The 12,531-nt window shown below is 72.4% G+C and carries 9 protein-coding genes; 6 read left to right on the forward strand and 3 right to left on the reverse strand.

Features of this window, described 5'->3' with window-relative positions; all coding sequences use genetic code 11:
• Positions 1 to 97 precede the first annotated feature (97 nt).
• Positions 98 to 1,297 carry a hypothetical protein gene (locus tag AB0C27_RS12110; RefSeq protein WP_357841776.1) on the reverse strand — a complete coding sequence of 400 codons (1,200 nt, stop codon included), beginning with the start codon at positions 1,295 to 1,297 and terminating at the stop codon, positions 98 to 100.
• A 140-nt stretch (positions 1,298 to 1,437) separates the two neighbouring features.
• On the opposite strand from AB0C27_RS12110, the gene AB0C27_RS12115 reads away from it, so the two are divergent.
• Positions 1,438 to 4,314 (forward strand): tetratricopeptide repeat protein, encoded by a 2,877-nt coding sequence (locus tag AB0C27_RS12115; RefSeq protein WP_357841779.1) that lies wholly within the window; start codon positions 1,438 to 1,440, stop codon positions 4,312 to 4,314.
• A gap of 129 nt (positions 4,315 to 4,443) precedes the next feature.
• Positions 4,444 to 5,061, forward strand: a complete 618-nt coding sequence (locus AB0C27_RS12120) for a LysE family translocator (protein WP_357843085.1) — start codon at positions 4,444 to 4,446, stop codon at positions 5,059 to 5,061.
• A gap of 190 nt (positions 5,062 to 5,251) precedes the next feature.
• Here AB0C27_RS12120 and AB0C27_RS12125 read toward each other — a convergent pair whose 3' ends face one another.
• Positions 5,252 to 5,974 carry a VIT1/CCC1 transporter family protein gene (locus AB0C27_RS12125; protein WP_357841782.1) on the reverse strand — a complete coding sequence of 241 codons (723 nt, stop codon included), beginning with the start codon at positions 5,972 to 5,974 and terminating at the stop codon, positions 5,252 to 5,254.
• Positions 5,975 to 6,423: 449 nt separating this feature from the next.
• Here AB0C27_RS12125 and AB0C27_RS12130 point away from each other — a divergent pair, with 449 nt between their 5' ends.
• From AB0C27_RS12130 to AB0C27_RS12140, 3 genes are all read left to right on the forward strand, one after another.
• Positions 6,424 to 7,443: a Gfo/Idh/MocA family oxidoreductase gene (locus AB0C27_RS12130; RefSeq protein WP_357841785.1), complete on the forward strand. Its 1,020-nt coding sequence runs from the start codon at positions 6,424 to 6,426 to the stop codon at positions 7,441 to 7,443.
• 75 nt (positions 7,444 to 7,518) lie between these two features.
• Entirely contained in the window at positions 7,519 to 8,526 is a 1,008-nt protein-coding gene (locus tag AB0C27_RS12135) for an NAD-dependent epimerase/dehydratase family protein (protein WP_357841788.1), read from the forward strand.
• Positions 8,527 to 8,774: 248 nt separating this feature from the next.
• Positions 8,775 to 9,830: a dihydrodipicolinate synthase family protein gene (locus AB0C27_RS12140; protein WP_357841791.1), complete on the forward strand. Its 1,056-nt coding sequence runs from the start codon at positions 8,775 to 8,777 to the stop codon at positions 9,828 to 9,830.
• A 128-nt stretch (positions 9,831 to 9,958) separates the two neighbouring features.
• Here the strand turns inward: AB0C27_RS12140 and AB0C27_RS12145 are convergent, their stop codons facing one another.
• Positions 9,959 to 11,164 (reverse strand): hypothetical protein, encoded by a 1,206-nt coding sequence (locus tag AB0C27_RS12145; RefSeq protein ID WP_346106865.1) that lies wholly within the window; start codon positions 11,162 to 11,164, stop codon positions 9,959 to 9,961.
• 46 nt (positions 11,165 to 11,210) lie between these two features.
• Here AB0C27_RS12145 and AB0C27_RS12150 point away from each other — a divergent pair, with 46 nt between their 5' ends.
• A complete protein-coding gene (locus AB0C27_RS12150; RefSeq protein ID WP_357841794.1) occupies positions 11,211 to 12,452 on the forward strand; it encodes a DegT/DnrJ/EryC1/StrS family aminotransferase in 1,242 nt (413 codons plus the stop codon).
• Positions 12,453 to 12,531 lie beyond the last annotated feature (79 nt).

A 12,531-nucleotide genomic window follows, 5' to 3' on the forward strand; every position in this document is an offset into this window, starting at 1 on the left:
ATCCGCCGAGTGTGGCGTGGGTCGGCGTGATCGCAAGGGTTGCCTGGCGACGCGCTGCCGCGACCCGGTGCGGTGCCGCGTCGCCAGGCAGAGGTGGTCAGACGACGCGGACCTGGAACTGGTCCCCGTCCAGGACGCGGGACCTGTAGTAGAAGGCGCCCAGGTCGGCTCCGCCGAGGGTGTTCTCCGCCAGGGGGATCATGCAGACGCTGTAGCCGCCGGAGTCGTTTGCGGCGCGGGCTTCCAGCCATACCGCGTTGCAGGTGAACCCGTCCCCGGTGTTCCAGTCGATCCAGAAGATGTTGCGGCCGTAGGGCTGCGAGTACGCGCCGTTGTAGGTGGACTTGAACGGGTACTCGTCACACGACCAGGTTCCCGGCGTCGTGGGCTTGGGATGCCCCGGCGGACAGGCCCTGTTGTAGTTGTTGTCCATCAGCGTCTGGTTCTGCGTCCTGGTCAGGACGCTCGTCATTCCGTACTTGACGATGGCGAGGCGCAGGTGGCGGGCGTACGCCGGATAGCGGTAGGTCAGCACGTCGTGCACCGGGCGGACCGAGGCGTAGACGCAGCCCGTGGGGTAACCGGGCAGTGCGTCGTCGCAGCGGTGCACGGCCGGCGTGGTGATCGAGGCGTTCGTCGTCGGGTTGACCCACGCCGAGTTGGCGAACCAGTATCTGATCCCGCCGTGCGCGTCCCACTTGTAGCCGCCGGGCGGGCTGTGGAAGTACGTGGTGGCCGAGTGGACGCGGCCGGGAAGCGCCGACCCGCCGATCAGCCCGCTGCTGGACACCGTGCAACTGGCCAGGCATTGCGGCTCGGCGTAGACGAAGCTGTCGAGTACCGCCGGGATCGCCGGGCCGGCCACGCTGTTGGCCTGGTAGTGCCACGACTGGGTCCATCGCAGCGAGCTGTGGTCGAGGGTCGTCAAGCTGGAGACGGTGTACTGGATCGAGCCGATGACGACCCCGTTGGGCACCGTGAAGATGAGCAGGATGCCGTCCTCGATCACGCAGTTGGCCGACCGGCTCAGGGTAGGGCTGCCGCCGCAGATGTCGGCGGCGAGCCCGGCCTCGCTTTTGGTGGTCTTGGACGCGCCGGCCTTCCTTGTCTGCTTGCGGACGCAGGTGGCGTTCCCGGACTTGCCGTCCGCGGCGAGTGCCGCCGCCTCCTGCTTGAGATCGGTGCCGCACGCCTGCGTGGCGGCGGGTTCCGGCCTGGGCTTGTCCGGCGCCGTCGTCTCGGCCGCCGCCGTTGCCGTCGTCGTCGTCGCGGTCGCCGACGGGGTGGGGACGAACACGGATAACAGTCCTAAAGCGACACTTACCATCCCCGCTTTCCACCTGACCACGGGTCTCTCCCTTCGTAAAAAGGATCTGTCGAGCGAAGCAGAACCCCGACCTCTGGACAGGCTCTGGACGTTTGTTGAACACTGTGGCGGTGCTGGTCGTCCAAGTGCTCGGCCGCCTTCGGGTGTGGCACGATGATCGCGAGATCGACGCCGGGCCGCCCGCCCGCCGCCTGATGCTGGGAGTCCTGGCGCTCAACGCCGGACGGCTGACCACGCGCCGGGAGCTGATCGAGTCGCTGTGGGGCGAACGGCCGCCGTCCAGCGCTGTCAACGTGCTGCACACCCACACCAAGCACCTGCGCCGCCTGCTCGACCCCGCGCACAGCCCACGCGACCAGGGCGGCGTGCTCGCCACCGTCGGCGACGGCTACCTGCTGCGCCTGCCCGACAGCGCCCTCGACCTGCTGCGCTTCCGGCGTACCGTGGCGGCCGCGCGGCAGGCGGAGAGCGACGGCGACCCGGCGCGGGCCGCCGCGCTGTTCCGCGAGGCGCTGCGGCTGTGGCAGGACGACGAGCCCCTGTGCGACGTGCCAGCGCTCGACGGCCACCCCAAGGTGTGGGGTCTGAAGGTCGAGCGCCGCCGCGCGCAGCTCTCCTACTGGGACCTGATGCTGCGGGCGGGCAACGCCGCCGAGGTCGTCGCCGCGCTGGCGGTGCAGGGCGCGGCGAACCCGCTCGACGAGGCGGTGCAGGCCACGCTCATCCGCGCCTACCAGGCGACGGGCCAGCGCACACTCGCCTTCGAACGGTACGAGGCCACCCGCCTCGTCCTGGCCGGGGAGCTGGGTGTGGAGCCGGGCGGCGAGCTCGAACGGGCCCACCGGCAACTGCTCCAGGAGCAGGAGAGCCGTGGCGCACCGAGGGTTCCGCAGCAGCTCCCCGCGCCGGTGCCGGACTTCACCGGCCGCGCCGGCGAGCTGGCCCTGCTGGATTCCGCCAACGCCCGTCGCGCACCGGGCATCGTGGCGATCTGCGGCACCGCGGGCGTGGGCAAGACGGCGCTCGCCGTCCACTGGGCCCACCGCAACCGCGCACTGTTCCCCGACGGGCGCGTCCACCTCGACCTGCGCGGCGACGACGCCGGGCACGCGCTTTCCCCGCATGAGGCGCTGGGCCGCCTGCTGACCGCCACCGGCGTGCCCGACCAGGACATCCCGGCCGACACCCAAGCCCGGGCCGCGCTCTGGCGTACCGAGACCGACGGCCGGAGGCTGCTCGTGCTGCTCGACAACGCCGCCTCGGCCGAGCAGGTACGGCCACTGCTGCCCGGCACGCACGACACCCTCATCGTGATCACCAGCAGGGACCGGCTGGCCGCCCTGGTCGCCCTGCACGGCGCGCACCGCGTCGAGCTGGACCTGCTGCCCCCCGCCGACGCCGCGCACCTGCTGCGCCGGCTGCTGGGGGAGCCGGCGGGTGACGACCCCGGCAGCGTCGACTCCCTGGCCGCCATCTGTGCCCGCCTGCCGCTGGCGCTGCGCCTGGCCGCCGAGTACGCCGGGGCGCAGGCGCACCTGCCGCTGGCCGGCGTGGTGACGCGGCTGCACCGGGACGGGCCGCTCGAGCTGCTCGACGGGGGCGGCGGGGCGGCGATCCGGCACGTCTTCGGCTGCTCGTACCGGCTGCTCGACGCGGCGGCGCAGCACCTGTTCCGGCTGCTGAGCCTGAATCCGGCGGCGCACTCCACGGTGGCGTGCGCAGCGGCGCTGTCCGGCCTCGACGAGCTCGGCGCGGCCCGGCTGCTGCACCGGCTCGCCTCGGCGCACCTGCTGCGCTGCGACGCCCTGGGCCGCTACGGGTTCCACGACCTGCTGCGCGCGTACGCCGCCGAGCTGAGCCTGGCCGTGGACGGCGAGGCCGACCGGCAGGCGGCCGTGGACCGGCTGCTGGAGCACTACAGCACGACCGCCGTCGCGGCGAGCGACACCCTTTACCCCGGGTGGAGCGGCAGCCGCCGGCATGCCGGGCTCGCGCTCACGCCCGGCGACGTCACCCTCTCGCCGGACGCGGCGCTGGCGTGGCTGGACGGCGAGCTGGCCGCGTTCGGCACGATCTGCCAGTTCGCGGTGAGGCGGGGACGGCCGGAGCGGGCGGTCGCCCTCGCCGCCGCGCTGCACCGCTACCTGGAGGCGGGGCACGGCACCGAGGCCCTGCCGATCTACGAGTGCGCCGTCGAGGCCGCGCGGGCGATGCGGGACGCGCAGGGCGAGGCGCACCTGCGTACCAACACCGGTGTCGTCCTGCGGCTGCTCGGCCGCTACGACTCGGCCGCCGAGGAGCTGACCGAGGCGCTGGAGCTGTGCCGCCGCGTCGGCAACCGGCACGGCCAGGCCCGCTCGCTGTCGAACCTGGGCATCATCGAGGAACGCCTCGGCGAGTTCGCCTCCTCCGCCGCCCGGCACCGTGCGGCCCTCGCGCTCTACCGCGACCTCGACGATCCCTTCGGCCAGGCGGCCGCACTGACGAACCTGGGCAACCTGGAGGAGTCGATCGGCGAGCACGCCGAGGCGGCGCGGAACCTCCTGGCCGCGCACGACATCTTCGCCGCGCTCGGCGAGCGTTCCGGGCAGGCCATCGCCCTGTGCAACCTCGGCCAGATCCACAGCACGCTGGGCGAGGACACGCTCGCCGTCGCCCGGCTGCGCGCGGCGCTGAGCTTGTTCCGCGAGATCGAGCACCGTGACGGGGAGGCGACCGCGCTGAGCAACCTCGGCGCCGCCCTGGGCCGGCAGGGGGAGCTCGAGGAGTCGCTGCGGCACCTGGAGCAGGCACTCTCGATCTTCCGGTCGACCGGGCACAGGTACGGCGAGGCGAGCGTGCTCAACGGGATCGGTGAGACGCTGCGCGCCATGGGTCGTGACGGCGAGGCGGCGCAGCGGCATCGGCTGGCGCTGGCGATCGCGGCCGAGACCGGCGACGAGGACGAGCGCGGACGTGCCGCCGCCGCGCTCGAAAGCCTCGGCTGAGCACGGTCGGTCATGGGGCGGCGCCGCTCGGCGACCTCCCTTCGTTCCTCGGGCTCCGATGGGTAACAGGGGTTGTGCGGTGAATCGGGGTGCGAGGCCGGTGCTCGTAAGGTGGACGCCGTGACTTCTATGGCGCAGATCGCGGCTTTCGGTGGAGTGGTGCTGCTCGGGGCGATGTCGCCGGGGCCCGATTTCGCGGTGGTCGTGCGCCGTTCGGCGGTCTCCGGGCGTGGGCACGGCATGGCCGCCGCGGCGGGTATCGCGATGGGGGTGTTCGTCTGGGTGGTGGCGGCGGCCACCGGGGTGGCGGCGCTGCTGGCGGCCTCCGCGCTCGCGTTCACCGTGGTCAAGGTGGTCGGAGCGGCGTACCTGATCTACCTGGGCGTCAAGTCGTTGCGCGCGGCCCTGCGCGGGGGAGGGACCCTCGATCTGAACGTCCCGGAATCCGGCGGGCGCGGCTCATGGGCGGCCTTCGCCGAAGGGCTGCTGACGAACGTCCTCAACCCGAAGGCGGCCCTGTTCTTCGTGGCCCTGGTGCCACAGTTTCTCGCGTCCGGGCTGTCGGCGCTGACGTTGTCGGCGGTGGCGCTCGCCGGGACGGTCGCCTGGTTCCTGGTGGTGGCGAACGTCGTGAGCCTGCTGCGCGGCGTGTTCGCCCGGCCAGCCGTCCGCAGGGCGGTGGACGGCCTGACGGGCGTCGCCTTGATCGGCCTCGGCGTCAAACTGGCCACCACCAGCCGCCCGTGACGCGCCCCCGGCGAATGCTCCGGCGACTGTGACGGACTCCGGTGAATGACCCGGGGTTCGTGACGTGCTCCGGTGAATGACCCGGAGCCCGTGATGGGGACCCGCCGAATGACGCGGGGCCAGCGGGGCCAGCCGGGCCAGATGGGCCAGATGGGCCAGATGGGCTCACCACGACCCTGTCACTGGACTACTAGGAGACGCTCACGCCGAGCAGATGACCCAGGCCGAACGTGACAGTGGCCGCTCCGACCCCGAGGGCGAGCTGGCGCAGGCCGCCGAGCCACCAGGGGCGGGCCGTCATCACCGCCACCACCGCTCCGAACCCGAACAGCGCCAGCACGCTCAGCACCAGCGCCACCAGCAGCCCGGACGCCCCGAACAGGAACGGGACCAGCGGCACCAGCGCCCCGGCGGCGAAGGCGAAGAACGACGAGGCGGCGGCCAGGTAGGGGGAGGGCAGGTCGTCGGGGTCGACGCCGAGCTCTTCGCGTACGTGCACCCGCAGCGCCTGCTCGGGGTCGGCCGACAGCCCTTCGGCCACCCGCTCGGCCAGCTCGGGGTCGAGCCCGCGGGCCCGGTAGAGCGCCGCCAGCTCGGCCCGCTCGCCCACCGGGTCACGGGCCAGCTCGCGCCGTTCGACGGCGATCTCGGCCCGCATCAGCTCCGTCTGGGACTTCACGGACGTGTACTCGCCGGCCGCCATGGAGCACGCCCCGGCGATCAGTCCTGCGCACCCGGCCAGCACGGCCCCCTGCCCGGCTCCCGCGGCTCCGACCACTCCGGCGATCAACGCGAAGTTGGACACGAGCCCATCCATCGCTCCGAACACCGCCGGCCGCAACCAGCCGCCGGTTACGTCCCGGTGGCTGTGGTGCTGCTCGGTGGAGAGCGGGCGGGCGAGCTCGATGGTCATGGATTCCCTCCATTTGTGGATCTCTCCACACAAATCTGGCATGTCGAACGGAAGTTCGCAACGAAGGGAAGCCTTGCCTGAACTGCGGAAACGTGGAGGGATGGGGTGTCGTTCGCCGAACTTCTCCTGCTTGCGTGAAGTCCGGGTCCGGGTCCGGGTCCGGGTCCGGGTCCGGGTTCGGGTCCGGGTTCGGGGTTCGGGGTTCAAATACGGGGTCCGAGTCCGGTTCGGGTCCCGTTCTGGTTCGGGACCGGTTTGGGGCCGGGTCTGGGCTTGGGGTCTCGGGTCCGGAGTCTGGGATCAGGGGTCGTGGGGTTGTGCTTTCGATGTGAATAACGGTCTAGACCGTAAAGGCGTAGCATCCTTGCTGCTGGCGTCACCCTCGTTCCACATTCGCGCGAGGTGCGCTGCGATGATGGCCTCCCTTTTTCGACAGATCGGAGACGACTGTGCGTATCGCTCTCGCGGGGCTGGCCACCAGCCATCCCTACACCGACGCCCGCAGCCTGGCCCGCCATGCCGAGCTCGTCGTATGGGAGCCGGATCCGGAGCGGCTGCGGCGGTTCACCGATGAGCATCCCGGGGTGAAGGTGGCCGGCAGTCTGGAGGAGGTGCTGGCAGGGCGGGTCGACGGGGTGGTGCTGACCGTGCCCAACCCCTCGGTGCCGGGAGCGCTGGCCAAGGTCCTGGAGACGGGGGCGGCGTGCTTCGTCAACAAGCCCGCCGCCGCCAGCCGCGCCCAGCTTGAGCAGCTCGACGCGCTGCCGATCCACGACCGCGTGCTGTCGAGTTCGGTGCTGCGCTTCGCCCCCGCCTTCGCGAATGCCCCCTTCTTCGCGAACGCACCCGCCCTGACGAAGGCTCCGGGGGGTGTGAAGGCCCCGGCTGTCGCAAACACCCTGGTCGGCGGGAGTCGAAGGGTGGGCGGTGTGGAGGGGGCGGAGGTCGGGAGCGATGCGGCCACGGATGTCAGAGGTGATGTGCTGGCCGTGCGGGCGACGGTGCGGCATGACGTGGGGCTCTGGGCGGACGGGTACAACGCCTGGCAGGACACCCCAGGCGAAGGCGGCGGGACGATGGTGACCATGGGGATTCACGGGGTCGAGCTGCTGGTGGCACTTCTGGGTCCCGAGGTCGCCCTGGTGGGGGCCGCCGGGGCCAGGAGGCACTACACCTCCCTGCGTTCCGAGGACACCGGGGTGATGGCGCTGCGCTGGGACGACGGCGTCACCGGCACGGTCGAGATCCTGGGCGTCTCCGAGTCCGAGTCGTACGCCGTCACCGTGCACCGCCGCCACTCCACCGAGACCGTCGTGATCGAGGGCGGCGACGATCCGATACGCGGGCTCGGCTACGAGGGGACGATCGAGGCGTTTCTCGCGATGGTGGGCGGGGCGCCCAGTCCGGTGCCGTGGCGGGAGACGAGGGCCGTTCTCGACGTGATCGTCTCGGCGCGCGAGCGGGCCTGACCTGGCCGCACCCGTTGACAGGCGCTGTCCCACCCGGTTACGGTCTGGACCGTAAATCAGGGAGAAGGAGACCGCGTGCGGACGACGGCGGAACTCGAAGAGCGGCTGGCCCGGCCGAGCGCTGGGCTGATCGACGATCTGGGCAGGCTCGACGGCGACATCATGATCCTGGGCGCCGGAGGCAAGCTGGGCCCGAGCCTGGTGCGGCTGGCGCTGAACGCCGTTCAGGGAGACAGGCGGATCATCGCCGTCTCCCGCTTCTCCGAGCCCGGGCTGGCGCAAACCCTCCAGGACGAGGGCGCCACCGTGGTGGCCGCCGACGTCGCCGACGACCGCGCCCTGCGCGAGCTGCCCGACGCGCCGAACGTGGTGTTCCTGGTGGGCGCCAAGTTCGGTACGCAGGGCCGCGAGCACGCCACCTGGTTCACCAACGCCTACCTGCCCGGCCGGGTCGCCGACCGCTTCGCCGGCAGCAGGATCGCCGCCCTGTCCACCGGGAACGTCTACCCCCTCGTGCCCGCGGGGGGCGGCGGCAGCACCGAGGACTCGCCCACCGGCCCTGTGGGCGACTACGCGATGAGCTGCCTCGGCCGGGAGCGGGTGCTGACCCACTTCGCCGAGACGAACGGCACCCCGATGTCGCTGATCCGGCTCAACTACGCCGTCGAACTCCGCTACGGCGTGCTGGTCGACCTGGCCCAGAAGGTGCTCGCGGGCGAGCCGATCGACCTGGCCACGGGCCAGGTGAACGTGGTCTGGCAGGGCTACGCCAACGAGGTCGCGCTGCGGTCGCTGCTGCTCGCCGACGTGCCGCCGTACGTGCTCAACGTGACCGGCCCCGAGCTCGTCTCGGTGCGTCGCGCGGCGCTGGACCTCGGCGCCGCGCTCGGCAAGGAGCCGGTGTTCACCGGCGAGGAGGCGCCGACGGCGCTGCTCTCGAACGCCTCCCGCTGCCATCGCCTGTTCGGCTACCCCGAGCTGCCCCCCGCCGAGCTCATCGAGCACACGGCGCGCTGGGTCGCCGGCGGCGGTCCGCTGCTCGGCAAGCCCACCAAGTTCGAACGCCGCGACGGGCGCTTCTGACCCGCGTGCCCAGGTCAGCGGAAGCACGCGTGCCCAGGTTGACAGGAGGACGCGTGCTCAGGGCGGCAGGCGCTCGCGGGGTCGCGTCAGCGGGCGTTCGCGGGCTCGTGTCAGCAGGCGTCCGCGGGCTCGTGTCAGCAGGCGTTGGCGGGTCCGCGTCAGCAGGCGTTCGCGGGCTCGATCCGGCGGCGACCCGCGTGTCCCACGTGTCCGGCGTGTCCAATTCGGCAGAAAGAGGGGGACCTCACGTGCTCAGCACGGTTCCAGAGGCGCAGACGTCCGTGCGCGATCTGTTCAGGCGCGGTCTGGTGATCCCGGCTCATCCCCTCGCCCTCACGGGCGACAGGCGGCTGGACGAGCGCCGCCAGCGCGCCCTGACCCGCTACTACGTGGAGGCGGGGGCGGGCGGGCTGGCGGTGGGCGTGCACACCACGCAGTTCGCCATCCACGGCACCGGCCTGCTGCCGCCCGTGCTGGAGCTGGCCGCCGTCACGGCCGCGGAGTTCGACCGCGAGGTGGTGCTGGTCGCGGGCGCGACCGGGCCCACGGCGCAGGCGGTGGCGGAGGCCGAGCTGGCCAGGTCGCTGGGGTATCACATGGTGCTGCTCAGCCCGTACCGGGAGCTGGACGAGGACGGCCTGATCGAGCGGGCCAGGGCCGTCGGCGAGGTGCTGCCGGTGATCGGCTTCTACCTCCAGCCGGCGGTGGGCGGGCGCCCGCTGTCGCGGGACTTCTGGACCCGGCTGGCGGCGATCGAGTCGGTGGTGGGCGTCAAGGTCGCGCCCTTCGACCGCTACCGCACCCTCGACGTGCTGCACGGCGTCGTACGGGCAGGCCGGGCCGGAGAGGTGGCGCTCTACACCGGCAACGACGATCACATCCTGGCCGACCTCATCACCGCGCACCGGGTGGTCGTGGACGGGCGGGAGGTGGAGGTGGAGTTCGTCGGCGGGCTGCTCGGCCAGTGGGCGGTCTGGGTGCGGCGGGCCGTGGAGCTGCTGGAGGAGGCCACGCTGGCCCGCTCTGGGGACGACGCGGCGGTACGCAGGCTGCTCAGCCTGGACGGGCACCTCACGGACGCCAACGCGGCGATCTTCGACTCCGCGAACGGCTTCCACGGGTGCATCCCCGGCATCCACGAGGTGCTGCGCCGGCAGGGCCTGCTGGCCGGCCGGTGGTGCCTCGACCCGGCCGAGGAGCTCTCGCCGGGCCAGCTCGCGGAGATCGACCGGATCTGGGCGGCCTATCCGTGGCTGCGCGACGACGAGTTCGTCGCGGAGGGCCTGGACCGATGGCTCGCCTGACCCTCCCGGCACGGCGCCGTACGGGAGCGCCGGGCTCGCCGCGGGAAGCGGACACGGAACGTGAGCCTGCCTCGGTGCGAGAGGCCGCCTCGGAACGTGCGGCGGGTTCGGAGGAGCGGGCCCTGAGGTCAGAGGGTGAGGCGGTAGAGGGTCAGGGGGCGGCCGCTGGAGCCGCTGGTCAGGTTGCCGGTGCGTTCGGCCAGCCCGGCCAGCTCCAGCCGGTGCAGCATCCGCCGCGCCGTCCGCTGCTGCACGGCCAGCCGGTCGGCGATCTCGCGCGTGGTCAGCGCCGCCCCCTTCGCCGCGTCGCGCGCTTCGAGGAGTTTCTCCAGCGTCGGCACCGACAGCCCCACCCTGCGGGCCAGCATCGGCAGGTTGTGCTCACCAGGCGGCTCGTCGGCCACCGACTCCAGGACGATGTCGGTGTCGGCGCGCAATGACAGCACCGCCGCCACGCTGCCGATCCGCCGGGCCCTGGACAGCGCCCGGCGGGCCAGGCTCTCGGCCTCGGCGGCGCTGCGCCCGAGACCGAACCCCACCCGCGCCACGCCGCCGCGCGCCGCCAGCCTGGCCAGCATGGGCAGCCTGGTGAAGCCGCCGGTGGCGTCGTGCAGCGGGCCCCGGGTGGTGACGAGCAGGTGGGTGCCGCCGCCGAACGCGGCCAGCGTGCCGCCCAGCGCGCCGGCCTCGCGCAGCAGCCCCTCCTCGCCGTCCACCTCCAGCAGGCCGAGCGCGATCTGCGCGTCCTCCTGCGCCTGGCCCTCGGCGGTCAGCAGGAGCTGGCGCAGCGCCACCCGGACCGAGTGCACCGACGGCGCCAGCCGCAGCACGTGCAGCTCGTCGCGCAGCGCCTCGTGCACCGAGCTGAGGCAGGTGATCACCGGGTGCGCCGGGCCGCGGCGGTGGAAGGCGACGACCTTCTTGGAGGTGGTCTCCGGCCGGTAGCCGAGGGTGCGCAGCCGTTCGGTGGGCAGGCCGGCCTCGTGGAACGTGGCGGTGACGTCGGCGGGGGAGATGGTGTCGATGGACAGGCTGGTGATGTCGTGACCCTCGTGCTGCAGCCGGACCAGGGCGCTGAGCAGCGTCGCGCCCGAGTAGTCGACGAAGGCGGCCGGACGCGCCAGCACGTCGGCGGCGCGGGCCAGCATGTAGGGGACGACGCCGGTGAACAGCCAGCCCTCGACCGACCCCGCGTGGGCCTCGACGATGGCCGGGGCCTGCGACTCGTGGTCGTAGTCGAGCCGCGTCGTGGTGACGCCCGGCTGCTCCTCGCAGGTGGCCGCGACGTCGTCGACCAGATCGTGCGGGCCGACGACTCCGATGACGATACCCACCCACGCCTCCTTCTCCTTATAACGGTCTAGACCGAAAGGTTATCCGGTGACCCTGCACTTTCCCAACATGGCCGAACCAGCGGGCCGTACCCTCGGCGACGAGGAGGTGGCGGCGCTGGAGCGGGTGATCCGCTCCGGCATGCTCAACTCCGTGTGGGGGACCGAGGCCAGGTCGCTCGAACGCGAGATCGGCGAGCTGTACGGCTCGCGCCACGCGATCGCGTGCAGCTCCGGCACCGCGGCCCTCCATCTGTCGGTCGTGGCGGCGGCGCCGGACCCCGGGGACGAGATCATCACGACGCCGATCACGGACTTCGGCACCGTGGCCCCCATCTTGGCGCAGAACGCCATTCCTGTCTTCGCCGACGTGGACCCGTCCGACGGCAACCTCGACCCGGACGCGGTGGCCGCGCTCATCGGGCCGCGCACCCGGGCGATCATGGCCGTGCACCTGTTCGGGGCGCCGGCCAGGATCGCCGCACTGCGGGCGCTGGCGGACGAGCACGGCCTCACGCTCATCGAGGATTGCGCCCAGGCGTGGCTCACCGAGCTGCCCGGCGGAGCGCTCGCGGGCACGGCAGGGCACGTCGGCACGCTGAGCCTGCAGCAGTGGAAGCACATCACCTGCGGCGACGGCGGGCTGACCGTCACCGACGACGACGAGCTGGCCAGGCGGATGCGGCTGTTCGCCGACAAGGGCTGGGACCGGGCCGCGGGCCGTTCGCACGAGAGCCTGGGCCTGAACTACCGGATGACCGAGCTCCAGGCCGCGGTGGCCCGCGCCCAGCTCGCGAAGCTGCCCGGCGTCGTCGCGGCGCGCCGCCGCACCGCCGCAGCGCTCGTCGAGGCCCTGCGCGGCCTGGACGGCGTGCTCGAAAACGGCGTGCTCGAAAACGGGGAGCACGGGGTCCGCGGCGGCGAGCGGGCCGGTGCGGGGGAGGGGAGGCGCGTGATCCGGCTGCCCAGGCCGGACGGGCACACGTGGTGGCTCTTCCCGCTCGTGCTCCCCGGCGGCGACGCCCCCGAGCTGGCCGAGCACCTGAGCGCGGCCGGCATTCCGGCACGGCCCGGATATCTCCAGGATCCGCTCAACCGGGCGCCGCTGTGGCGCAGGCCGATCTACGGGACCTCCCACTACCCACTGGAGGGTTACCGTCCCGCCGCCTGCCCGGCCGCGGAACGCCTGGTCGACAGCACGCTGCTGGTGATCGACTGGAACGAGCACTATACGTCGGAGCACGTCGCGGCCATCGCCGACGCCGTCCGCAACTACCAGGCGAGGGCCTAGTTACGTTCATGTATCAGCCATTGACCGGTTGTCCCCTGCTCACTAGGTTTCGGTCAGGACCGGTATTCAGGAAAGGAAG

This window comes from Nonomuraea sp. NPDC048882, from assembly GCF_040649755.1.
Classification (GTDB): Bacteria; Actinomycetota; Actinomycetes; order Streptosporangiales; family Streptosporangiaceae; genus Nonomuraea; species Nonomuraea maheshkhaliensis.

What these genes read in the sequence shown, in the direction of transcription:
- AB0C27_RS12125 (WP_357841782.1), bottom strand. Translation starts at nt 5,974, where the DNA reads ATGACCATCGAGCTCGCCCGCCCGCTCTCCACCGAGCAGCACCACAGC.
- AB0C27_RS12120 (WP_357843085.1), top strand. Translation starts at nt 4,444, where the DNA reads ATGGCGCAGATCGCGGCTTTCGGTGGAGTGGTGCTGCTCGGGGCGATG.